This is a genomic window from Streptomyces sp. NPDC008137, from assembly GCF_042957035.1.
Lineage (GTDB): Bacteria > Actinomycetota > Actinomycetes > Streptomycetales > Streptomycetaceae > Streptomyces.
On the sequence record NZ_JBIBHN010000018.1, the window covers coordinates 49,905 to 71,581 of the forward strand.

The window sequence follows — 21,677 nt, forward strand, 5'->3', positions numbered from 1 at the left end:
CGCCATGCACACGAATCCCACGTACAGCAGCCTCGTCGCGGTCGGCGACTCCTTCACCGAGGGCATGTCGGACCTGCTGCCCGACGGCACCTACCGCGGCTGGGCCGACCTGCTCGCCGCACGGATGGCGGCCGGCGCACCCGGCTTCCGCTACGCCAACCTCGCGGTGCGCGGCAAGCTGATCCAGCAGATCGTCGACGAGCAGGTGGACGTGGCGGCGGCCATGAAGCCCGATGTGATCACCCTGGTCGGCGGGCTCAACGACACGTTGCGGCCCAAGTGCGACATGGGCCGGGTGCGCGCCCTCCTGGAGGAGGCCGTGGAGCGGCTGGCCCCGTCGTGCGAGCAGCTCGTGCTGATGCGCAGCCCGGGCAGGCGGGGTCCCGTCCTTGAGCGGTTCCGGCCGCGCATGGAGGAGCTGTTCGCCTGCGTCGACGAGCTCGCCGACCGGCACGGCGCGCTCGTCGTCGACCTCTACGGCGCCCCCTCGCTCGGCGATCCCCGGCTGTGGGACGTGGACCGGCTGCATCTGACGGCCGAAGGCCACCGCCGGGTCGCCGAGGCCGTGTGGCAGACGCTCGGCTACGAGCCCGAGGACACCGAGTGGCGCACGCCGATGCCGACGACGCTGCCGCCGGGCTGGGTCATGCGCCGCGCGGCGGACGTCCGTTTCGCCCGGCAGTACCTGCTGCCCTGGATAGGCCGCCGTCTGACGGGCCGCTCCTCGGGCGACGGCCTGCCGCCCAAGCGCCCGGAGCTGCTGCCGTACGAGCTGTAGGTCCCGCCACACCGCCCCTGCGCCCACGGCACCGCGGATCTCTCGTAGGTTCCGACGAAAAGGCCGGTGCGCCGGCCTGCACGAAGCGCCAGTAGAATCCGTCCACGTGACTTCCGCTCCCGCCAAGCCCCGCATCCCGAACGTCCTCGCCGGACGGTACGCCTCCGCCGAGCTCGCCACGCTCTGGTCCCCCGAGCAGAAGGTGAAGCTGGAGCGTCAGCTCTGGCTCGCCGTGCTGCGCGCCCAGAAGGACCTCGGGATCGAGGTGCCGGACGCGGCGCTCGCCGACTACGAGCGTGTTCTCGACACCGTCGACCTGGCCTCCATCGCCGAGCGCGAGAAGGTCACACGGCACGACGTGAAGGCGCGCATCGAGGAGTTCAACGACCTCGCCGGGCACGAGCACGTGCACAAGGGCATGACCTCCCGCGACCTCACCGAGAACGTCGAGCAGCTGCAGGTCCGGCTCTCGCTGGAGCTGATGCGCGACCGCACGGTCGCCGTCCTGGCACGGCTGGGCAAGCTGGCGGGCGAGTACGGCGAGCTGGTCATGGCCGGCCGCTCGCACAACGTCGCCGCGCAGGCCACCACCCTCGGCAAGCGCTTCGCGACCGCCGCTGACGAGCTGCTCGTGGCCTACGGCCGCGTCGAGGAGCTGCTGGGCCGCTACCCGCTGCGCGGCATCAAGGGCCCGGTCGGCACCGCGCAGGACATGCTGGACCTGCTGGGCGGGGACGCCGCGAAGCTCGCGGAGCTGGAGCAGCGGATCGCCACGCACCTGGGCTTCTCGCAGGCGTTCACCTCGGTCGGCCAGGTCTACCCGCGCTCCCTGGACTACGAGGTCGTGACGACGCTGGTGCAGCTGGCGGCGGCGCCGTCGTCGCTGGCGAAGACGGTCCGGCTGATGGCCGGGCACGAGCTGGTCACCGAGGGCTTCAAGCCGGGCCAGGTCGGCTCCTCGGCGATGCCGCACAAGATGAACACCCGCTCCTGCGAGCGCGTCAACGGCCTGATGGTGATCCTGCGCGGCTACGCCTCGATGACGGGCGAGCTGGCGGGCGACCAGTGGAACGAGGGCGACGTGTCCTGCTCGGTGGTGCGCCGGGTCGCGCTGCCGGACGCGTTCTTCGCGCTGGACGGACTGCTGGAGACGTTCCTGACGGTGCTGGACGAGTTCGGCGCGTTCCCGGCGGTCGTGGCCCGTGAGCTGGACCGGTACCTGCCGTTCCTCGCCACCACCAAGGTGCTGATGGGTGCCGTGCGCGCGGGCGTGGGCCGGGAGCTCGCGCACGAGGCGATCAAGGAGAACGCCGTCGCCTCCGCGCTGGCGATGCGCGAGCAGGGCGCCGAGCGCAACGAGCTGCTCGACAAGCTGGCCGCCGACGCGCGCGTTCCGCTCGACCGCGCCCAGCTCGACGCGCTGATGGCCGACAAGCTGTCCTTCACGGGTGCCGCGGGCGACCAGGTCGCCACCGTGGTCGCCCGGGTCGAGGAGATCGTGAAGCAGCACCCCCAGGCCGCGGGCTACACGCCCGGCGCGATTCTCTGACGCGCCGCATGGCGCGCTTCACGCCCGAGGAGTTGGAGGCCGCTCGCGACCGGGTCGTACCGGACGTGGTCGCGGACGGTCTGCGGGTGCTGTTCTGCGGGATCAACCCGGGGCTGATGACGGCCGCCACGGGCCATCACTTCGCCCGCCCCGGCAACCGCTTCTGGCCGGTACTGCACCGGTCCGGTTTCACCCCCCGGCTGCTGAAACCCTCCGAACAACGGGAGTTGCTCTCGTACGGGCTCGGCATCACCAACGTGGTGGAGCGGCCGACCGCCCGGGCCGACGAGCTGAGCGCCGAGGAGTACCGGGAGGGCGGGCGGCTGCTCGCCCTGAAGGCGGAGCGGCTGCGCCCGGGCTGGCTGGCGGTGGTGGGGGTGACCGCGTACCGTGCCGCGTTCGACGACCGGAAGGCTCAGGTCGGTCCGCAGTCGCGGGCGTTCGGGGACACACGTGTGTGGGTGCTGCCCAACCCGAGCGGGCTGAACGCGCACTGGACGGCCGAGACCATGGCGGAGGAGTTCGGACGGCTGCGGGAAGCCACGGAGGCCTGACCGGTCACGGCGGGTCCGTCTCCGTGATCACGGCCAGCAACCGCACGTCGTGGGAGGGGTCCTGGTCCGCGACCGCCACGACGACCCAGCGGCCGGTGCCCTCCACCTCCCACACGTGCGCCACTCCGGCCCACGCGCTCAGCTCGGCCCAGGGCCGGGGTATCTCCTCCCGCTCGGTGCGCAGGAGGACGGTCTGCAGGTTGTAGGGGTCCGTGTCACCCCAGCGCGAGGCCAGCAGTTCGTAGACGGCGTCACGGTCCTTCTCGAACTGGTCGATCGTCACGGCCCGGGTCGCGGGGTCGCCGTAGGGCCCGCTCTCTAACACCGCCACGTGGTACCCGGGTCCTGACGCGCCGACGTCCGACGGGCCGTGCTCCGCCGGAAAGGGGCGGTAGCACAGCTCGTCGACGAGGGCGATGTGCTGTGCGATGCTCATGGGTCCAGTAAACCCGCACCCACTGACACTTCGGGCGACACATGGCGGGGCATCAACGCCGTTGCCGGTCAGGCGTCCCGGCGGCGCACGCTCCACGCTCCCGCGAGCAGTGCGGCGGCCGTCCACAGCGCGGTCACCGCGAGCCCCGGCCACGGACCGAGGGAAGACCCCTCGTGCGTCCCCCGAAGGACCAACTGTCCCGCCTTGTCGGGCAGGAAGTCGGCGACCGTGCCCGTCGCGTCGCCGATCACGAACGACACGATCAGGATGAACGGGATCAGCAGGGACAGAGTGGCCATGCCACTGCGCAGCAGGGCGGCCAGCCCGGCGGCGAACAGGGCCATCAGCATCAGGTAGACGCCGCAGCCCACGACGCCCCGCACCTGCTCGCCGACACTGAGACCGTCGGCTGCCGGTCCGAGCGCCGCCCGCGCCACGAGGAGAGCGGCTAGCGCCGTCACCAGCCCCACCAGTAGGGCCGGTACGGCGATGACTATCGCCTTCGCCGCGAACCACCGGCCGCGCTGCGGAACCGCGGCCAGCGAGAGCCGGAGCGCCCCCGGGTGGAACTCCGACGAGACGGCCACGGCCCCGAAGGCGATGGCCGCGATCTGGCCGGGCAGGACCCCGGACAGGGCCGTGAACAGCGGATCGAACCCCGGCTCCGACGTGTCGGAGACACCGGCGATCGCGGAGAACGCCGTGGTCGCGGCGAACAGGGCCAGCAGGGCTCCCGGGAGCGAGCGGAGCGTACGGATCTTCAGCCACTCGGAGCGGAGGACGGGGGTGAGTTCCATGGTTCAGGCCTCCTGGGGCTGTGCGGTGAACTCGGTCTCGGCGGAGGTGAGGTCGAAGTAGGCCTGCTCCAAGGTGCCTTCCTCGGCCGCGAGTTCCAGGACAGGTACACCCGCGGCCGAGGTGATGCGGCCGATGTCGTCCACGCGTGCGTGGTGCACGGTCCAGTGGCCGTCCACGTGCTCCTCGGCATCGTGGCCGTGCCGGGCTAGGGCGCTCTTGAGCCCGGTGGGGTCGCTCGTGCGGATGCGTACGCGAGGCCGCACGCGTGCGTGGATGAAGTCCCGCATCGGGGTGTCGGCCAACAGCCGTCCCCGGCCGAGGACGACGAGGTGGTCCGCGAAGGACGCGGTCTCGTTCATCAGATGGCTGGAGACCAGGACCGTCCGCCCCTCCCCCGCGAGCCGTCGCAGCAACTGCCGGATCCACACGATGCCTTCGGGATCGAGGCCGTTGGACGGCTCGTCCAGCATGACCACCTCGGGGTCGCCCAGCAGGGCGGCGGCGATGCCGAGTCGCTGGCGCATGCCCAGGGAGTACGTCCGCACACGGCGCCGCGCCACCGAGGCCAAGCCCGTCTCCTCCAGTACCTCGTCGACGCGGCGGTCCGGAACGCGGTTGCTCACGGCCAGGACACGGAGGTGGTCGCGGGCGGTACGGGAGCCGTGGGCGGCCTGCGCGTCGAGCAGGGCGCCGACGTGGCGCAGGGGTTCGCGCAGGGCCGGGTAGGCACGGCCGCCGATGGTGGCGGTTCCGGCGGTCGGACGATCGAGGCCGAGCACCAGCCGCATGGTGGTGGACTTCCCGGCGCCGTTGGGGCCGAGGAAGCCGGTGACGCGGCCGGGCAGCACGCGGAACGTGAGGTCGTCGACGGCGCGCTTGGTGCCGAACTCCTTGGTGAGGGACTGGACGTCGATGCTGGTCATGGCAGCAGCCTGGCCGGTGGTGCGGGGTGCAGGCCTCCCCCGGCGGTGGAGATCGCCTCCCCCGTGCGGGGGAGGTCCCTTGTCAGTGGCGGCTGGCACGATGACGCAATGGTCCGCAGGCTGCGCCCGCTCACGCGGGCGGTGACGTACAAGCGGTGGCTGCACATCGTGGTGGCCATCGTGTGGCCGTCGTTGTGGCTGTTCGTCGAGGAGGCGTGGTGGACGCAGGTCACGGCCGCCGTGCTGCTCGGACTCGCGGGCCTGGTGCCCGTCACGCGGGTCGTGGAGGGATTCCAGGCCAGGCTGCTGCTGATCGACCACCGGCAGGACGGTGAGAGCCCGGAGATCGTGGCCACCCCATCGGCCACGTGGGCCGATCGAGGGCGGACGGTGTTGTGGCTGGAGGCACGGCTGGTCTTCGGCTGGGTGGTGGCCCACCTCTCCCTCCAGCTCCCCTTTCTCGCGGTCGACTTGCTGACGACAGGGCTCGGTCTCGAGCCCCTCGCTGACGGATTCGTGACCGTCGAGGAGAACCACTGGTGGCACGCCCCACTCGCGCTCGTGCCTTTGATCTTGTGCCCCGTGGTCGTGGTGTGGTCGGGTCACTTCGTCACCGCGCTGGCCGGGCGGCTCCTCGGGCCGTCGCCCGCCGAACAAATGGCGGCGCTGGAGGAACGCACCGAACAGTTGCTGGAACGCACGCGCATCGCCCGCGAGTTGCACGACTCCATCGGGCACGCGCTCACGGTCGCCGTTGTGCAGGCGGGGGCGGCCCGGGCGGCCGGCGACCCGGAGTTCACGGACCGGGCGCTGAGCGCCATCGAGGAGACCGGCCGCGCAGCCCTGGAGGACCTGGAGCGTGTGCTGGGCGTCCTGCGCGAGTCCCGGAAGCCCGTGAGCAGCAGACCGACGCTGGCGGACGCCGACCGCCTGCTGGATTCGGCGCGCGCATCCGGGGCGAAGGTCGACGCCGAGGTGACGGGGCCCGTGGACACCGTGCCGGGGCCGGTGTCGCGGGAGGGCTACCGGATCCTCCAGGAAGCCCTGACCAACGTGCTGCGGCACGCGGGTGCCGTTCCGACCCTGGTCCGCGTCCAGGTCAGCGACGGCACCCTCGTCCTCGCGATACGCAACCCGCTGCCCGAGCCGATGTCCGGCCCCGGCCCCGGACGCGGCAGCGGTCTGCGCGGCATACGTGAGCGCGCCGCCCTGCTCGGCGGACGGGCCACCACCGGCCCCGACCAAGGCGACTGGCAGGTCCATGTCGAACTGCCGCTGAGTTGATCTACGCTGTCCGAATGCCGGTCACCGTTCTCCTCGTCGACGACGAACCCCTCGTACGCGCGGGACTGCGGGCCGTGCTGGAAGCACAGCCCGACATCGAGGTCGTCGGGGAGGCCGCGGACGGGGCCGCGGTGATCCCGCTCGTGCGGCGGCTGCGGCCCGATGTGGTCGCCATGGATGTGCGGATGCCGCTGCTGGACGGTATCGAGGCCACCCGGGCGCTGCTGCGGACCGTCGACGAGCCGCCGCGGATCCTGGTGGTGACGACCTTCGAGAACGACGAGTACGTGTACGAGGCGCTGCGCGCCGGGGCCGACGGTTTTCTGCTCAAGCGGGCCAGGCCGGCCGAGATCGTGCACGCGGTGCGGCTGATCGCCGAGGGCGATTCGCTGCTGTTCCCGGCCTCGGTGCGGCAGCTCGCCGCCGAGTACGGCGACGACGGCGGGAACCGCGCGGCGCGGGCCCTGATGGAGCGGGCCCAGCTCACCGAGCGCGAGGCCGAGGTGCTGCGGCTGATGGCGCGGGGTCTGTCGAACGCGGAGATCGCCGCCCGGCTGGTCGTCGGGACGGAGACCGTGAAGTCGCATGTCAGCGCGGTGCTTGCCAAGTTGGGAGCGAGGGACCGGACCCAGGCGGTGATCGCCGCGTACGAGTCGGGGTTCGTGACGCCCGGCTGATCGGGGAGGGCCGGTGCGGGACCCTCGCCGGGGCGCGCCGCGCCGAGTACGATCCGGCCAACACGCGCGCGACCTGGGAGGACGGACGGTGGGGCGGCTGACCGGCGGGGATCCCTCGCTGCTGCGAAGGATCAACTCCGCGGTGGTGCTGCACGCGCTGCGTGCCACGGACTGCGCGACGCTGACCGAGATCACCCGGGTGACGGGACTGTCCCGGCCGACCGTCGAGGGCGTCGTCGAGGGGCTCATCGAGGCCGGACTCGTCGTCGAGAAGGCGGCCGAGGAGGGTGCCGCCCGGCGGCAGGGGCGCCCGGCGCGGCGCTTCCGGTTCCGCGCGGAGGCCGGCCATCTGCTGGGGCTGGAGATCGGACCACACCGAGTGGCCGCGCTGCTGGCCGATCTGGACGGCCGGGTGATCGGCTCCCAGGCCAAGGACGTGGCCGAGACGGCGGGGGCCGACGAGCGGCTGGAGCGGCTGCGCGGGGCGGTCGCCGAGCTGCTGCGCCGGGCCGGTGTCGCACGGGGCTCGCTGCGCGCCGTGGGCGTGGCGACGCCCGGGATCGTCGAGGCGGACGGCACGGTACGGCTGGGCACCGCGCTGCCGGGGTGGACGGGGCTGCGGTTGGGCGAGCGGCTGAGCCGGTCCTTCAAGTGCCCGGTCCTGGTCGAGAACGACGCCAACACGGCTGCCGTCGCCGAGCACTGGAAGGGCGCGGCCACCGAGTCGGACGACGTGGTGTTCGTGCTCGCGGGACTCAGCCCGGGCGCCGGTTCGCTGATCGGGGGGCGGCTGCACCGCGGCTACGGCGGGGCGGCCGGCGAGATCGGCGCCCTGCATCTCCTGGGCCGGGAGGTCACCCCGGAGACCCTCCTCTCCACCACCGACGAACCCCTGCACCCACTCGACGAGCAGGCGGTCGCCGAGGTCTTCGCACAGGCCCGCGAGGGCGACCAGCGGGCCCGCGCGGCCGTCGACCGCTTCATCCAGCGCCTGGTCCACGACGTGGCGGCCCTCGTCCTCGCCCTCGACCCGGAACTGGTCGTCATCGGCGGCTGGGCGGCGGGCCTGGACGGCGTCCTGGACCCCCTCCGCCAGGAACTGTCCCGCTACTGCCTCCGCCCCCCACAGGTCACCCTCTCCCGCCTCGGAGACGCGGCAGTGGCGACCGGCGCCCTGCGCCTGGCATTGGACCACGTGGAGGAACAACTCTTCGCGGTGGAGCAACGTCCCCGTTAGGCAACGCCCCCTCAGGGGCGCGGGTAACTGCGCGAACAGCCACGACGCGCCCGCGGTCCCCCACTCACCGCCCCCCACGGCGCCAGGGTCAGGACGCCTGCCGCTGAGGCCCGTCGTGAATCTCCACCCCACCCGAGTCACCGAAGGTCAACCGGCACGTGTCAGCACGATAGGTCGCAACCGACAGCGCGGCTGTACGCCCCTCGGACACGAAACGAGTCGTGACAACAAGGACGGGCGCCCCAGGCAGCCGATCCAACTCCTTCGCATCATCGGCCCCGGCGGAGCCGAGCTCCACCGCGTTCTCCTGCCGCCCCAGCTCCAGCCGCTGCAACTCCCGCAGCACCGCACGCGCACGTGCCGCTCCGGACGGCGCGTCTATGCCGGAGAGCTCGGGCACCGAGGACTCGGGGATGTAGAGCAGTTCCGCGGCCACCGGCCGGCCGTTCGACACACGGGAGCGGCGCACGACGTGGACGGCCTCGTCACGGCCGGTCTCCAGCGCCTCGGCGACAGCCGCCGACGGCACCGCCGACACGCAGTCGACGGGCTGCCAGGCGTCCTCGGACCCGCCGGGCCAGGTGTGCGGGCCGGTACCGAGGGAGACACCCACGCGCGGCGGGGCGACGGTCGTGCCGACACCGCGGCGGCGCTGCAGCCTGCCTTCCAGTTCGAGCTGCTCCAGGGCCTGGCGGAGTGTGGCGCGGGCGACGCCGAAACGGGCCGCGAGATCGCGCTCGTTGGGCAGGATCTCCCCCACCGAGAACTCCGAGTCGAGCGCTTCACTGAGCACGGTCTTGAGATGCCAGTACTTCGGTTCCGGCACCGATTCCAGCTGCGTGGTCCCCACCCTGTCCTCCGCGTTCGCCGTGGTCGGCGGCGTTTTGGCGCCCTTGTTTTTTAAAGGTTGTTTCACTTCTCTGCGACCATAGGACGGCCCTGATCCTTGGTCAAGACCAATGGCCGGGAACGTTCACGGGGCGTTCATGCGAGGCCTGCGGGACTGCGACGGCACCCGCTACCCGGCCGCCAGCGACCGCAGCTTGTCGGGGTTGCGGACGATGTAGACCGCTTGGACCCGCCCGTCGGCGACGTCGAGCTGGAAGACGGAGTCGGGCTTGTCACCGGACAGGACCAGCATGGCCGGTCCGCCGTTGAGCTCCAGGAAACGCACGGAGAAGTCCGGGACGTCGCCCTTCCGCGCGGCGCCGACGAGGAAGCGGCCCACCTTGTCCGCCGTCCGGACGACCCGCAGCGGGGCCCGCGCCTTGCCGCCGCTGTCGCCGACGAGACGGACGTCCGGGGCGAGCAGCGCCATCAGCCCTTCGAGGTCGCCGTCGGCCGCCGCGGCGAGGAACCGTTCGGTGAGGTCACGGCGCTGGGCGGGGTCGACCTCGTAGCGGGGCCGGCGCTCCTCGACGTGCTTGCGGGCCCGTCCGGCCAGCTGGCGCACCGCCGCCTCACCGCGGTCGAGCATGGCGGCGATGTCGGCGTACGGGAAGCCGAAGGCCTCGCGCAGCACGAACACGGCCCGCTCCAGCGGTGACAGCGACTCCAGCACGACGAGGACGGCGAGGGAGACGGAGTCGGCGAGCACGGCACGCTCGGCGGTGTCCGGCACGGTGTCGCCGAAGTCGGTGACGTACGGCTCGGGCAACCAGGGGCCCACGTACGTCTCCCCGCGGGACTTGATCTGGCGCAGCCGGTCGATGGCGAGGCGGGTCGTGATCCGTACGAGGTAGCCGCGCGGTTCTCGCACGTCGCCGCGGTCGCTGCCCGACCAGCGCAGCCAGGCCTCCTGGACCACGTCCTCCGCGTCGGCCACGCGGCCCAGCATGCGGTAGGCGACGCCCAGCAGGACGGGGCGGTGTGCTTCGAAGACGTCGGTCGCGGTCTCGGTGGTCACGGCTCCATCCCAGCCCACAGGTGCGGCCCTGTCCAGGCGGAATCACCCCTTCCCGGACACAATGGGCGACAGGACGCCGGTGATCGCCGGCAGGGGTTCCGGAGGTGGCGATGCGGTACGCGGTGCTGGGCACGGGAGACGTCGGGCGCACCCTCGGCGCCCGGCTGGTGGAGCTGGGGCACGAGGTACGGCTCGGCTCCCGGACGAGGGACAACCCGGCCGCCGTGGAGTGGGCCTCCGCCGCGGGTGCCGGGGCGGACGCGGGGACGTTCGCCGAGGCGGCGGCGTTCGGCGAGGTCGTGGTGAACGCGGTCGGCGGGCGGGTCGCGCTCGCGGCGCTGGACGCGGTGAGGCCGGAGGACCTCGACGGGAAGATCCTCGTGGACGTCTCCAACCCGCTGGGGTTCGAGGAGGGCGAGCTGCGGCTGTCCCCCGTCGAGTCGGACAGCGTGGGCGAGCAGATCCAGCGGGCTTTCCCGAACGCGCGCGTGGTGAAGACGCTCAACACCGTCAACTGCCGGGTGATGGTGGACCCCGGGCGGGTGCCGGGCGAGCACAACGTGTTCGTCTGCGGGGACCACGCGCGCGCCAAGGAACAGGTGACGACCCTGCTCGGGGAGTTCGGCTGGCCGCGGGAGCGGGTGCTCGACCTCGGTGGCATCCGGGCGGCGCGCGCCGTGGAGATGTGGCTGCCGCTGTGGGTCGGCCTGATGCAGAAGTTCGGGCACGCGGACTTCAACCTGGAGCTGCGCCGGGCCCGTTGAGCGGGCCGGGGCCGTGAAGGTGGCGACAACTCGGGGCTACCCGTCGGTAGCAATTGCTGACAAGCTGTCTACAGCGTCCGTCAGCGAGTACAGCCGAGGAGCACCCCATGTCCGCCACCGTCTCCTTCAAAGTCGCCTCCGCGCACGGCGAGCAGCACGTCACCCTGTCCTACACGCGCCGGGGCAGCGGCGCCCCGTTGCTCCTGCTGCACGGCATCGGTCACCACCGGCAGGTGTGGGACCCGGTGATCCCGGCGCTGGCGGCCGAGCGCGATGTGATCGCCGTGGACCTGCCCGGGTGCGGCGAGTCGCCGGCGCTGCCGGACGGCATGGCGCACGACCTGCCGACGATGAACACCGTCCTCGTGGCGCTGTGCGAGGCGCTGGAGATCGAACGGCCGCATGTGGCGGGCAACTCGCTGGGCGGCCTGCTGGCCCTGGACCTGGCCCGGGCGCGGCTCGTCCGCTCCGTCACCGCGCTGTCCCCCGCCGGGTTCTGGAACGAGGCCGAGCGCCGCTACGCCTTCGCGGTGCTGATGGCCATGCGGCAGATCGCCCAGCGGATGCCGCTGCCCGTCGTCGAGCGGCTGGCCCGTCCGGCGGTCGGCCGTGCGCTGCTGACCAGCACGATCTACGCCCGCCCGGGCCGTCGTTCGCCCGAGGCCGTGGTCGCCGAGACGCTGGCGCTGGCCGGGGCGCAGGGCTTCTCCGAGACCCTCCGCTCCGGCGGGACCGTGCAGTTCAGCGACGACATCGTGGGCACCCCGGTCACCGTGGCCTGGGGCAGCCGCGACCGGCTCCTCATCCCCCGCCAGGGCGTGCGGGCCAAGGGCGTCATCCCCGGCGCCCGGCTGGTACGGCTGCCGGGCTGCGGCCACGTCCCGATGAACGACGACCCGGCACTGGTCGCCAGGGTCGTCCTCGACGGCAGCCGCTGACCCGTACCGGGGCTCGCGCGGGGCGAGGAGCCTCTAGGGTCTCCCTTCATGAAGCCACCACAGAGCGCTCCGGACGGAGGTGCCGCGTCCGCGGCCTGGGAGCTGCTGCTCCCCGCCGCCGCGGCACCGGCACGCGCGCGTGGCCGGTCCCTCCAGGCGGCGCTGCGCGAGGCGGTCCGCTCGGGCCGGCTGGCGCCGGGCACGCGGCTGCCGTCCAGCCGGGACCTCGCGGCGGACCTGGGGGTGTCGCGGGGGCTGGTCACGGAGGCGTACGAACAGCTGACGGCCGAGGGCTATCTGCGCAGCGGCCGGGGCGCCGGAACCTGGGTGGGCGCTGCCGCACGGGCCGCCCGGCCGCGGGCGCGCGACCTCGCCCCGCGCTCCCCCGGTGCCCGCGCGGACTTCGTGCCCGGCACGCCCGACCTGTCGCTGTTCCCGCGCTCCGCGTGGGCCGCCGCGCAGCGCGACGTGCTGGCGGAACTGCCGCACCAGGACCTGGGGTACCCCGATCCGCGCGGGCTGCCCCGGCTGCGTACCGCGCTGGCCGGACTGCTCGCCCGGCGGCGGGGCGTGGTGGCCGACCCGGAGCGGATCGTGGTGGTCTCCGGGGTCGCCCAGGCGACGACCCTGCTCGGTTTCGCGCTGCACGCGCGCGGGGTGCGCACCGTCGGCGTGGAGGACCCCGGCAGTCCTCAGCACGACGCGCTGTACACCTCGGCCGGGGTCACCGCCGTGCCTCTGCCCGTGGACGGCGAGGGGATCGCCCTGGAACCGCTGCGGGCGTCGGGCGTGCGAGCCGTGGTGACGACTCCGGCCCATCAGTTCCCCACCGGCATCGCCTACTCGGCCGACCGCCGGGCCGGACTGCTGGACTGGGCACGCGAGGTGGACGGCATCGTCCTGGAGGACGACTACGACGGCGACTTCCGCTACGACCGCGCCCCCGTCGGAGCGCTCCAGGGCCTCGACCCGGACCATGTCGCCTACACGGGCTCCGTCAGCAAGTCCCTCGCCCCCGGGCTGCGGCTGGGCTGGCTGCTGGTGCCCGAGTCCTGGGCGGAGGAGATCGTCGAACGCAAGCGCACCATGGACCTCGGCCACCCGGCCCTCGACCAGGCCCTGTTCGCCCGGTTCCTGGAACGCGGCGACTACGACCGCCAGCTGCGCCGCTGCCAGCGCGCCTACCGCGAGCGGCGTGACGCGCTGGTCGGCGCCCTGGACGAGCACTTCCCCGGCTCGGAGGTGTCCGGGATCGCGGCGGGCCTGCATGTGATCGCCACGCTGCCGGAGCGGTACGGCCCCGAGGAGCGGTTCCTCGCGCGCGTGGCGGAGGCCGGGGTGGCCGTGCGCCCGCTGTCGTCCTGCACCCACCCGCGGGCCGAGAGCGCCGAGACGAAGAAGGTGCGGCTCGTCCTGGGCTACGCCCATGTGCCGCCCGCCCGGATCGCCGAGGGCGTACGTCTGATGGCGGAGGCGGCCATCGGGTGACTCCGGCGGGCTCGCCCGTGCGTGCCGGTTCCCCCGCCCCTGCGGTCAGTTGTTCACTTGGGGTTCGTGTGTGCGCTGCGGCGTGCCAGTAGTTGTGGCTCTGCACACTGGCCGGATCCCGTCCCTGGAGGCGTATCCATGTCACACCGTCCGTTCCCCGGGCGCCGTAGCGTCCTGCGGGGCTCCCTCGCCGCGTCGGCGGCCCTGTCCCTGCCCACCGCCCTCGGAGCGGCGCCGGCCTTCGCCCGATCCGGGCGCCCGAAGGCGGGGTGGGGGGTGCAGGCGGGAGACGTGACCTGCGACTCCGGGCTGGTGTGGGTGCGGTCCGACCGGCCCGCCCGGATGATCGTCGAGACGTCGGCGACCGAGTCGTTCCGCAACCCCCGCAGATGGCACGGCCCGCTGCTGGGCCCGGGCACGGACTTCACCGGCACGACCCCGCTGCGCGGGCTGCCGTCCGGCGAGCAGATCCACTACCGGGTGCTGCTCGCCGACCCGGACGACCCGCGCCGCACCGGCGAGCCGGTCACCGGCAGCTTCCGCACCGCGTCCGACAAACGCCGCGACGGGGTGCGGTTCGTCTGGTCCGGCGACCTGGCCGGGCAGGGCTGGGGCATCAACCCGGACCTCGGCGGCTACCGGATCTACGAGGCGATGGGCGCCCTGGACCCGGACTTCTTTCTGTGCAGCGGCGACAACATCTACGCCGACGGCCCGCTCACCGAGACCGTGGCCCTGCCCGACGGACGGACCTGGCGGAACATCACCACCGAGGAGAAGGCGAAGGTCGCCGAGACCCTGGCGGAGTTCCGCGGCAACTTCCGCTACAACCTCCTGGACGAGAACCTGCGCGCCTTCAACGCCCGGGTCCCGTCCATCATCCAGTGGGACGACCACGAGGTCACCAACAACTGGTACCCGGGCGAGATCCTCGGCGACACCCGGTACACCGAGAAGAACGTCGACGTGCTCGCCTCCCGCGCCCGCCAGGCGTTCTCGGAGTACTTCCCCATCTCGACGCTGCGCCGCCCGAGCGGCCGGGTCCACCGCGTGCAGCACCACGGCCCGCTGCTGGACGTCTTCGTCCTGGACATGCGCACCTACCGCAACGCCAACTCCACGGACGACCAGCCCACGGACGCGCAGGGCATCCTCGGCCGCGAGCAGCTGGAGTGGCTGAAGCGCGAGCTGTCCCGCTCCCGGGCGGTGTGGAAGGTGATCGCCTCGGACATGCCGATCGGCCTGGTCGTGCCGGACACCGGTGACGGCAAGCCGAACATCGAGGCGGTCGCACAGGGCGACCCCGGCAAGCCACTGGGCCGCGAACTGCAGCTTGCCGAACTGCTGCGGTTCATCAAGCACCGGCGGATCACGGGCACGGTGTGGCTGACGGCCGATGTGCACTACACCTCGGCGCAGCACTACCAGCCGTCGAAGGCCGCCTTCACCGACTTCGAGCCCTTCTGGGAGTTCGTGTCGGGGCCGCTCAACGCCGGTGCGTTCCCGGCGAACACGCTCGACGGCACCTTCGGTCCTGACCGCGTGTTCATCAAGGCCCCGACGACGGCCAACGTCTCGCCCGCCGGCGGTTATCAGTTCTTCGGCGAGGTCGACATCGACGGCGGCAGCGGCGAGCTGACGGTCCGTCTGCGCGAGCAGGACGGCACCGTGCTGTTCACACAGGTGCTCCAGCCGGGCCGGGTCGGCCAGTAGGTTCCACTGGGTCCGGCAAGTACAGAGCGCAACGTTTGAAGCCTCGATAAAGGGGGCAAACTGCGCCCTTTACTCGCCAGACACAAAGAGTTCGCGATCACGCAACACCGTTCCGTCACAGTGGGTGCATGACGCGAAAAGTGACTGAAGCAACGCACTCGAACGACAACTGCCGCCCCGCCACCCCGATGCGGCGGTTCACCACGGCGTTCCGGGCCTGGCGGACACGACGCCACGAAAACGCGCCGCCGACGGACCATACGGAGTCCCCGGCACCGGAGCCGGTGCCGGGGGCCAGCACGCTGTGGCGGATGCGGACCACGGTGCGGGACGAGCCGGGGTCGCTGGCGGCGCTGTGCACGGCCCTCGCCGGGCAGCGCGTGGACATCCTGAGCCTGCAGACCCACCCGCTGGCCGACGGCACGGTGGACGAGTTCCTGCTGCGGGCCCCGGGCGAGCTGCCGGCGTCCGGGATCGCCACGGCCGTCCGGACCGCCGGCGGCACCGACACCTGGCTCGAACGGGCCGACGCCCACGACCTGGTGGACGCGCCGACCCGGGTCCTGGGGCTCGCCGCCCGCACCGCTTTGGACGCCGCGGAACTGCCGCTGGCCCTGCGCCAGTTGCTGGGCCGCTGCACGATCCGCTCCCAGCCCGCACCGGCCGGCGGAGACCGGGCGCCCGGCGGCGTACCGGTCGAGGGCGCTCTCGACGGCACCGTGCTGCGCCTGCGCGCACCGGAAGGCGGAGTGATCACCGTGGAGCGGCCGTACCTGCCGTTCACCCCGACCGAGTTCGCCCGGGCCAGGGCCCTGGTGGAACTGGACGCCCGGCTCGGCCCGCGCCTCCCGCGCGGCCGGGACGTGCTCACCCTCGCCGAAGGCGCCGACATCACCGTGCGCCGGGCCGACACCCGTGATCTGGAGCCGGCCCGGGCGATGCACGACCGGTGCTCGGACCGCACACTGAGGCTTCGCTACCACGGACCGGTCGGCGATGCCGACCGGTATCTGAACCACCTGCTCAGTCCCCGCTTCGGCCGCACGCTAGCCGTCCAGACCGCGTCGGGGCGGGTGGTCGGGCTCGGGCATCTGCTGTGGGACGGGGACGAGACGGAGGTCGCGCTGATCGTCGAGGATGCCTGGCAGCGGCGGGGTGTGGGTGCCGAGTTGCTGCGCAGGCTGGTGGCGATGGCGGTGGATGCCGGGTGCGGGAGTGTGTATGCCGTGACGCAGGCGTCCAACACGGGCATGGTCGCGGCGATGCGAGGGCTTGAGCTGCCGCTCGACTATCAGGTCGAGGAAGGCACGCTGGTCATCACGGCCCGGCTGGGTGAGCCGGTCGCATCGAGCGCGGGTGAGCTGGGGAGTGCCTCAGCGCCGTAGGGGCGTACGTCCGTCGGCGAGTGCGGGTTCGCTGTGGCTGGTCGCGCAGTTCCCCGCGCCCCTGAGGAGCGCTCCCTCCAGGTCCGTCCAGAGGTCCTCCACGTCCTCCAGGCCCACCGACATCCTCAGCAAGCTGTCGCTCACCCCGGCGTCCTGTCGGTCGTCCGCGTCCACGATGCGGTGGCTGATGGACGCCGGGTGCTGGATGAGGGTGTCGACGCTGCCGAGGCTGACGGCGGGGGTGATCAGGCGGACGCCGGCGATGACCTCGTGGGGATCGCCGTGCACCTCGAAGGAGACCATCGCGCCGCCGATGCGCGGGTAGTGCACCCGGGCTACTCGCGGGTCGGCGGCGAGGCGGCGGACGAGTTCGGCGGCGTTGGCGGAGGCGGCCCGGACCCGCACGGGGAGGGTGGACAGCCCGCGCAGCAGCAGATAGCCGGCCAGCGGGTGCAGCACGCCGCCCGTGGCGAACCGCACCTGGCGCAGCCTGCCCGCGAACTCCTCGTCGCAGGCGATCACGCCCGCCAGCACATCCCCGTGTCCGCCGAGGTACTTGGTGGCGCTGTGCAGCACCAGCCGCGCGCCCTGCTCGGCGGGGCGCTGGAGGACCGGTGTGGCGAAGGTGTTGTCCACGAGCAGCGGCACCGAACCGCAGGCATGTGCGAGGGCCCGCAGGTCGACCTCGGCGAGCGTGGGGTTGGCCGGGGACTCCACCAGGACCAGCCCGGTGTCCGGGCGCAGCGCGTCGGCGATTCTGGCCGGGTCGGTCCAGGTCACCTCGGAGCCCAGCAGCCCGGCGGTCAGCAGATGGTCGCTGCAGCCGTAGAGGGGACGTACGGCCACCACGTGCCGCAGCCCCATCGAGGCGCGTACGAGCAGGGTGGCGCTCAGGGCGGCCATGCCGCTGGCGAACGCGACCGCCGCCTCGGTGCCCTCCAGACGGGCCAGCGCGGTCTCGAAGCGGGCGACGGTCGGGTTGCCCAGCCGTCCGTAGACGGGCGGGCCGTCCGGCTCCGAGCCCGTGGCGGCGAACGCGTCGATCCGGGCCGCCTCGCCGCGGCTGTCGTACGACGGGTAGGTGGTGGACAGGTCGATCGGCGGGGCGTGCAGCCCCTGCCGGGCGAGGTCGTCCCGGCCGGCGTGCACGGCCTCGGTGGCGAGGGCCCTCGGTGCGGTACCCGTGTTCATGTCCATGCCGATATCCATGAGGGGAGAGTGAACACTGACCGGTTCTGCACGGAAGAACACCGTGTTATGTTCGGCCGATGGCCGAATCTGTCGTACTGGACCCGGTGGATCTCCACCTTCTGCGGCTCTTGCAGAACGACGCCCGGGCGACGTACCGGGATCTCGCCGCGCAGGTCGGCGTGGCGCCGTCGACGTGTCTGGACCGGGTGACGCGGCTGCGCCGCTCGGGCGTGATCCTCGGGCACCGGCTGGAACTCGATCCGGCCAAGCTGGGGCGGGGCCTGGAGGCCCTGCTGTCGGTGCAGGTCAGGCCGCACCGGAGGGAGCTGGTGGGGCCGTTCGTGGAGCGGATCCGGGCACTGCCGGAGTCGCGGACCGTGTTCCACCTGACCGGCCCGGACGACTACCTCGTCCATGTCGCGGTCGCCGACATGACCGACCTCCAGCGGCTCGTGCTGGACGAGTTCACCTCGCGGCGGGAGGTGGCACGGGTGGAGACCCGGCTGATCTTCCAGCAGTGGGAGTGCGGGCCGCTGCTGCCGCCTTCGCCCTCGGCTCAATCCGCGTGACGTGCGCGGTCCCTCGTACGAGGATGGCCGCATGTCTGAGATCAAGAGCCCGCTGCCCCGAGAGGTCGCCGACGCCTACGTCGACGAGCTCGTCGCCCTCGACCCGATCACCGGCACGTTCCTCGGCGACAAGGAGAGTTCGAGCAGGCTGCCCGACACCTCGCCGACGGGGCAGGAGGCACTCGCGGAGCTGGCGCGGCGGACGCTGGCCCGGCTGGACGAGGCCGAGCGGCTGCCCGGCGCGGACAGTGACATCGAGCGCCGGTGCGCGCGGCTGCTGCGCGAGCGGCTGGGCGCCGAACTCGCGGTGCACGAGGCCGACGAGAGCCTGCGCTCCGTCAGCAATCTGAGCTCCGTCGCGCACGCGGTGCGGCAGGTGTTCACCGTGACGCCCGCGCAGACCGAGGAGGACTGGGCGGCGATCGCCGAGCGGCTGCGCGGCGTCCCGGCCGCGCTGGAGGGCTACCGGGAGTCCCTGGCCCTCGGCCTGGAGCGCAAGCTGTACGCCGGGCCGCGCGCCACCGCCACCTTCGTGACGCAGCTCGGCGAGTGGGCCGACGCGGACGGCGAGGGTCACGGCTGGTTCGAGCAGTACGCGGCGGCCGGCCCCGAGGCCCTGCGGTCCGAGCTGGACACCGCCGCCCGCTCGGCCACCGAGGCGGTCGCGCGGCTGCGCGACTGGATGCGGGACGTGTACGCGCCGGCGATCGAGGGCGCGCCGGACGTGGTGGGCCGGGAGCGGTACGCGCGCTGGGTGCGCTACTTCAACGGCACGGACCTGGACCTGGACGAGGCGTACGCCTACGGCTGGTCCGAGTACCACCGCCTCCTCGGCGAGATGAAGAGCGAGGCCGAGAAGATCCTGCCGGGCGCCGGCACGCCGTGGGAGGCGCTGGCCCACCTCGACGCGCAGGGCACGCACATCGAGGGCGTAGACGAGGTCCGCGACTGGCTGCAGAGCCTCATGGACGAGGCGATGGACGCGCTCGACGGCACCCACTTCGACCTGGCCGAGCGGGTGCGCCGGGTGGAGTCGCGCATCGCCCCTCCGGGCAGCGCCGCGGCCCCCTACTACACGCCGCCGTCGGACGACTTCTCCCGTCCGGGCTGCACCTGGCTGCCCACCATGGGCGAGACGCGCTTCCCGGTCTACGACCTGGTGTCGACCTGGTACCACGAGGGCGTGCCCGGCCACCACCTCCAGCTGGCCCAGTGGAAGCACGTGGCGCAGAACCTCTCCCGCTACCAGGCGAGCGTCGGAATGGTGAGCGCCAACGCCGAGGGCTGGGCGCTGTACGCGGAGCGGCTGATGGACGAACTGGGCTTCCTGACCGACCCGGAGCGCCGGCTCGGTTACCTGGACGCCCAGATGATGCGGGCGGTGCGCGTCATCATCGACATCGGCATGCACCTGGAGCTGACGATCCCTGACGACTCGCCCTTCCACCCCGGGGAGCGCTGGACGCCCGAGCTGGCGCAGGAGTTCTTCGGCTCGCACAGCAGCCGCCCCGCGGACTTCGTGGAGAGCGAACTGACGCGGTATCTGTCCATGCCGGGCCAGGCCATCGGCTACAAGCTCGGCGAGCGGGCCTGGCTGCTGGGCCGCGAGAAGGCCCGCGCCCGGCACGGCGACGCCTTCGACCCGAAGGCCTGGCACATGGCCGCCCTCTCCCAGGGCTCGCTGGGCCTGGACGACCTGGTGGACGAGTTGTCGGCCCTCTGATGGAGAGCCCTCGGCTCAGCGCCGGAATCCGCCTTCGGAGTTGATGACCTCACCGGTGATCCAGCCCGCCTCGTCCGTCGCGAGCCAGGCGATGAGGCGGGCCGGGTCGTCGGGCCTCCCCCACTGTCCGGCGGGGAAGGCGGACGCCACGGCCTCGTACACCTCCCCGGTCAGGTAACCGGTGTCGACAGGACCTGGGTTGACGGTGTTCACCGTGATTCCCTGCTCGACGAGGGCGGTCGACAGGGAGCGGGTGATGGAGGCGAGGGCACCCTTCTGCAGGGCGTAGGCGATCTCGCCGGGCATGCCGTTCGCGATGTCCTGTCCTGAGGTCATCATCACGACGCGGCCTCCGGGGCCGGGTGGCCGCGTCCGGGCGTGTGCCTGGGCGAGCAGCAGGACCGAGCGGGTGTCGACCGTCCAGTGCGTGTCCAGCATCGCCGCGTCGATCTCGTCCAGGGAGCCGTCGAATCCGCTCTGCGCGTGGTTGGCCACGAGGATGTCGAGCCGCCCGCCGAGCGCCTCGGCGGCCCTGCCGATCAGTTCGGCGGGCACGGCCGGGTCGGCCAGATCACCGGGCCCGGCGACGACCCGGGCTTCGGGGTCACCGAGCGCGCCGCGCACGGATTCCAGCACGTCCTCGGGCCGGTCGGCGCCCCAGGGCATGCCCGCGTCGTGCGGCACATGGTGATGCAGATAGACACTCGCCCCGTAGGCGGCGAGCCGCCGCGCCACGGCATGCCCGATGCCGGCGCGCCGACTGGCACCGGTCACCAGGGCGGTACGGCCACGCAGGGGCAGGGGGTCACGGCGCAGTTCTTCGGGATCGGGGTGAGGAAGTCGAGGCATACGGATCATCGTGGCCGGGCATCTCGATCGACGCACACGATTATCGCCCCTCTCTCAGGGGCGAGGGGCTGTGCTGATATGCGGCTCCGCCGTGTGGGCGCGACCGGCCACGGACAACCCGCACACGCCGGCCGGTCGGCAACCCCCACGGTCATCTGGGCGCAAGGAGCCGCAGCTGGACCAACCCCAGCCACGTCTCGGGCCCCGGCCGCACCCGAGCCGCCCGAACCGCGTACTTCCCCGGCTCCAGAACCACCCGCACACGGTCGCTCCCCACCGGCTCGCCTCCAGGCCAGGCCGCGTCGAACAGCAGCACCGGCCCAGGCACCTGCCAGCTGACCTCCGGTTCCCACCGCGCCCTCGCGACAGCATCCGGCACACTCGCCAGCAACTCGCCCTCGGAGTCGCCCGCACACCACCGCACGAACACGCCCTGGTCGGGCAGATAGGCCGTCGAGGCGGGCTCGTCGCCCAGCACCAGCGCCGTGCAGTCGCCGACCGGCAGCAGCCCGACGTGTCCGTCCACCTCACAGGCCCGGTCGTAGTCGGACGCCGTCTCCTCACCGTCCGCACCCGCCCAGAACGGCAGAACCGTCTCGGGCACCGCTATCAGCGGTCCGCCGCCCGACTCCACCCACTCCACCGCGCCCGGCTCCGCGTATCGCACCATGAGGCAAGAACCTACAACGCCAACCCACGCCGCCGGGCCGGGGGTTGGGGCCATCCCACAAATCCCCCTAAGGGGTCCTTTCACTATGAGCGTCCGATCAGAGCACGTGGTCTGGTGCCGTGCATCGCGAGGCGCCGGAGAGCCCTGGACGGGGGTGCCCCCGCTGGAGCGCAGCCGAGAGTGGGGGGAGGAGCTACCTGGGCTTTTCGGAAACGCGGCGAGGTGCGGTGCCAGGCCGCGCGACC

21 protein-coding genes are annotated in these 21,677 nt (G+C 72.6%); 13 read left to right on the top strand and 8 right to left on the bottom strand.

Annotation, left to right across the window (positions count from 1 at the left end; genetic code table 11):
* Window positions 1–4: 4 nt before the first annotated feature.
* The 3 genes from ACFZBT_RS25605 (at window position 5) to mug (ending at window position 2,881) form a co-directional block, all read left to right on the top strand.
* Window positions 5–778 carry a GDSL-type esterase/lipase family protein gene (locus tag ACFZBT_RS25605; RefSeq protein WP_391107572.1) on the top strand — a complete coding sequence of 258 codons (774 nt, stop codon included), beginning with the start codon at window positions 5–7 and terminating at the stop codon, window positions 776–778.
* A gap of 106 nt (window positions 779–884) precedes the next feature.
* Window positions 885–2,327, top strand: coding sequence for an adenylosuccinate lyase (gene purB, locus ACFZBT_RS25610; RefSeq protein ID WP_391107575.1), 1,443 nt, complete (start codon window positions 885–887; stop codon window positions 2,325–2,327).
* 8 nt (window positions 2,328–2,335) lie between these two features.
* Window positions 2,336–2,881, top strand: coding sequence for a G/U mismatch-specific DNA glycosylase (gene mug, locus ACFZBT_RS25615; RefSeq protein WP_391107578.1), 546 nt, complete (start codon window positions 2,336–2,338; stop codon window positions 2,879–2,881).
* A gap of 4 nt (window positions 2,882–2,885) precedes the next feature.
* Here mug and ACFZBT_RS25620 read toward each other — a convergent pair whose 3' ends face one another.
* The 3 genes from ACFZBT_RS25620 to ACFZBT_RS25630 all read right to left on the bottom strand — a co-directional run bounded on the left by ACFZBT_RS25620 (window position 2,886) and on the right by ACFZBT_RS25630 (window position 5,038).
* Complete coding sequence (locus tag ACFZBT_RS25620) at window positions 2,886–3,317, bottom strand: hypothetical protein (RefSeq protein WP_391107581.1); 432 nt, start codon at window positions 3,315–3,317, stop codon at window positions 2,886–2,888.
* Window positions 3,318–3,385: 68 nt separating this feature from the next.
* Window positions 3,386–4,114: an ABC transporter permease gene (locus ACFZBT_RS25625; protein WP_391107584.1), complete on the bottom strand. Its 729-nt coding sequence runs from the start codon at window positions 4,112–4,114 to the stop codon at window positions 3,386–3,388.
* 3 nt (window positions 4,115–4,117) lie between these two features.
* A complete protein-coding gene (locus ACFZBT_RS25630) occupies window positions 4,118–5,038 on the bottom strand; it encodes an ATP-binding cassette domain-containing protein (protein WP_391107587.1) in 921 nt (306 codons plus the stop codon).
* A 108-nt stretch (window positions 5,039–5,146) separates the two neighbouring features.
* On the opposite strand from ACFZBT_RS25630, the gene ACFZBT_RS25635 reads away from it, so the two are divergent.
* From ACFZBT_RS25635 to ACFZBT_RS25645, 3 genes are all read left to right on the top strand, one after another.
* Window positions 5,147–6,322, top strand: coding sequence for a histidine kinase (locus tag ACFZBT_RS25635; RefSeq protein WP_391107591.1), 1,176 nt, complete (start codon window positions 5,147–5,149; stop codon window positions 6,320–6,322).
* Window positions 6,323–6,336: 14 nt separating this feature from the next.
* On the top strand, window positions 6,337–6,999 hold the full coding sequence (locus tag ACFZBT_RS25640) for a response regulator (RefSeq protein ID WP_391107594.1): 663 nt from the start codon (window positions 6,337–6,339) through the stop codon (window positions 6,997–6,999).
* An 88-nt stretch (window positions 7,000–7,087) separates the two neighbouring features.
* Window positions 7,088–8,236: an ROK family protein gene (locus tag ACFZBT_RS25645; RefSeq protein ID WP_391107597.1), complete on the top strand. Its 1,149-nt coding sequence runs from the start codon at window positions 7,088–7,090 to the stop codon at window positions 8,234–8,236.
* An 88-nt stretch (window positions 8,237–8,324) separates the two neighbouring features.
* On the opposite strand, the gene ACFZBT_RS25650 is transcribed toward ACFZBT_RS25645, so the two are convergent.
* Window positions 8,325–9,086: a UTRA domain-containing protein gene (locus ACFZBT_RS25650; RefSeq protein WP_391107601.1), complete on the bottom strand. Its 762-nt coding sequence runs from the start codon at window positions 9,084–9,086 to the stop codon at window positions 8,325–8,327.
* Window positions 9,087–9,254: 168 nt separating this feature from the next.
* Complete coding sequence (sigJ, locus tag ACFZBT_RS25655; RefSeq protein ID WP_391107604.1) at window positions 9,255–10,142, bottom strand: RNA polymerase sigma factor SigJ; 888 nt, start codon at window positions 10,140–10,142, stop codon at window positions 9,255–9,257.
* A gap of 110 nt (window positions 10,143–10,252) precedes the next feature.
* Between sigJ and ACFZBT_RS25660 the strand changes: the two genes are divergently transcribed.
* The 5 genes from ACFZBT_RS25660 (at window position 10,253) to ACFZBT_RS25680 (ending at window position 16,430) form a co-directional block, all read left to right on the top strand.
* Window positions 10,253–10,906 carry an NAD(P)-binding domain-containing protein gene (locus tag ACFZBT_RS25660; RefSeq protein WP_391107607.1) on the top strand — a complete coding sequence of 218 codons (654 nt, stop codon included), beginning with the start codon at window positions 10,253–10,255 and terminating at the stop codon, window positions 10,904–10,906.
* Between the two features lie 107 nt (window positions 10,907–11,013).
* Window positions 11,014–11,844 (top strand): alpha/beta fold hydrolase, encoded by an 831-nt coding sequence (locus ACFZBT_RS25665; RefSeq protein ID WP_391107609.1) that lies wholly within the window; start codon window positions 11,014–11,016, stop codon window positions 11,842–11,844.
* Between the two features lie 48 nt (window positions 11,845–11,892).
* On the top strand, window positions 11,893–13,332 hold the full coding sequence (locus tag ACFZBT_RS25670; protein WP_391107612.1) for an aminotransferase class I/II-fold pyridoxal phosphate-dependent enzyme: 1,440 nt from the start codon (window positions 11,893–11,895) through the stop codon (window positions 13,330–13,332).
* A 138-nt stretch (window positions 13,333–13,470) separates the two neighbouring features.
* Window positions 13,471–15,045: an alkaline phosphatase D family protein gene (locus ACFZBT_RS25675; RefSeq protein WP_391107615.1), complete on the top strand. Its 1,575-nt coding sequence runs from the start codon at window positions 13,471–13,473 to the stop codon at window positions 15,043–15,045.
* A 188-nt stretch (window positions 15,046–15,233) separates the two neighbouring features.
* Window positions 15,234–16,430 carry a GNAT family N-acetyltransferase gene (locus ACFZBT_RS25680; protein WP_391107880.1) on the top strand — a complete coding sequence of 399 codons (1,197 nt, stop codon included), beginning with the start codon at window positions 15,234–15,236 and terminating at the stop codon, window positions 16,428–16,430.
* On the opposite strand, the gene ACFZBT_RS25685 is transcribed toward ACFZBT_RS25680, so the two are convergent.
* A complete protein-coding gene (locus ACFZBT_RS25685; protein ID WP_391107618.1) occupies window positions 16,419–17,639 on the bottom strand; it encodes a PLP-dependent transferase in 1,221 nt (406 codons plus the stop codon). The two genes, ACFZBT_RS25680 and ACFZBT_RS25685, sit on opposite strands and share 12 nt — an antisense overlap.
* A gap of 59 nt (window positions 17,640–17,698) precedes the next feature.
* On the opposite strand from ACFZBT_RS25685, the gene ACFZBT_RS25690 reads away from it, so the two are divergent.
* Window positions 17,699–18,190, top strand: a complete 492-nt coding sequence (locus ACFZBT_RS25690; protein WP_391107621.1) for an AsnC family transcriptional regulator — start codon at window positions 17,699–17,701, stop codon at window positions 18,188–18,190.
* Between the two features lie 31 nt (window positions 18,191–18,221).
* Window positions 18,222–19,913, top strand: coding sequence for a DUF885 family protein (locus ACFZBT_RS25695; RefSeq protein WP_391107624.1), 1,692 nt, complete (start codon window positions 18,222–18,224; stop codon window positions 19,911–19,913).
* 15 nt (window positions 19,914–19,928) lie between these two features.
* Here ACFZBT_RS25695 and ACFZBT_RS25700 read toward each other — a convergent pair whose 3' ends face one another.
* Window positions 19,929–20,762, bottom strand: coding sequence for an SDR family oxidoreductase (locus ACFZBT_RS25700; RefSeq protein ID WP_391107627.1), 834 nt, complete (start codon window positions 20,760–20,762; stop codon window positions 19,929–19,931).
* Window positions 20,763–20,913: 151 nt separating this feature from the next.
* Window positions 20,914–21,432: an Imm21 family immunity protein gene (locus ACFZBT_RS25705; RefSeq protein WP_391107630.1), complete on the bottom strand. Its 519-nt coding sequence runs from the start codon at window positions 21,430–21,432 to the stop codon at window positions 20,914–20,916.
* Between the last annotated feature and the right edge of the window lie 245 nt (window positions 21,433–21,677).

Bases quoted from the DNA above. Each gene is read 5' to 3' on its own strand.
- ACFZBT_RS25680 (WP_391107880.1), top strand. From the start codon at position 15,234: ATGCGGCGGTTCACCACGGCGTTCCGGGCCTGGCGGACACGACGCCAC.
- ACFZBT_RS25675 (WP_391107615.1), top strand. From the start codon at position 13,471: ATGTCACACCGTCCGTTCCCCGGGCGCCGTAGCGTCCTGCGGGGCTCC.
- ACFZBT_RS25685 (WP_391107618.1), bottom strand. From the start codon at position 17,639: ATGGATATCGGCATGGACATGAACACGGGTACCGCACCGAGGGCCCTC.
- ACFZBT_RS25630 (WP_391107587.1), bottom strand. From the start codon at position 5,038: ATGACCAGCATCGACGTCCAGTCCCTCACCAAGGAGTTCGGCACCAAG.
- ACFZBT_RS25705 (WP_391107630.1), bottom strand. From the start codon at position 21,432: ATGGTGCGATACGCGGAGCCGGGCGCGGTGGAGTGGGTGGAGTCGGGC.
- ACFZBT_RS25690 (WP_391107621.1), top strand. From the start codon at position 17,699: ATGGCCGAATCTGTCGTACTGGACCCGGTGGATCTCCACCTTCTGCGG.
- ACFZBT_RS25670 (WP_391107612.1), top strand. From the start codon at position 11,893: ATGAAGCCACCACAGAGCGCTCCGGACGGAGGTGCCGCGTCCGCGGCC.
- ACFZBT_RS25700 (WP_391107627.1), bottom strand. From the start codon at position 20,762: ATGCCTCGACTTCCTCACCCCGATCCCGAAGAACTGCGCCGTGACCCC.
- ACFZBT_RS25635 (WP_391107591.1), top strand. From the start codon at position 5,147: ATGGTCCGCAGGCTGCGCCCGCTCACGCGGGCGGTGACGTACAAGCGG.
- ACFZBT_RS25660 (WP_391107607.1), top strand. From the start codon at position 10,253: ATGCGGTACGCGGTGCTGGGCACGGGAGACGTCGGGCGCACCCTCGGC.
- mug (WP_391107578.1), top strand. From the start codon at position 2,336: ATGGCGCGCTTCACGCCCGAGGAGTTGGAGGCCGCTCGCGACCGGGTC.
- ACFZBT_RS25695 (WP_391107624.1), top strand. From the start codon at position 18,222: ATGTCTGAGATCAAGAGCCCGCTGCCCCGAGAGGTCGCCGACGCCTAC.
- ACFZBT_RS25605 (WP_391107572.1), top strand. From the start codon at position 5: ATGCACACGAATCCCACGTACAGCAGCCTCGTCGCGGTCGGCGACTCC.
- ACFZBT_RS25625 (WP_391107584.1), bottom strand. From the start codon at position 4,114: ATGGAACTCACCCCCGTCCTCCGCTCCGAGTGGCTGAAGATCCGTACG.
- ACFZBT_RS25665 (WP_391107609.1), top strand. From the start codon at position 11,014: ATGTCCGCCACCGTCTCCTTCAAAGTCGCCTCCGCGCACGGCGAGCAG.
- ACFZBT_RS25640 (WP_391107594.1), top strand. From the start codon at position 6,337: ATGCCGGTCACCGTTCTCCTCGTCGACGACGAACCCCTCGTACGCGCG.
- ACFZBT_RS25620 (WP_391107581.1), bottom strand. From the start codon at position 3,317: ATGAGCATCGCACAGCACATCGCCCTCGTCGACGAGCTGTGCTACCGC.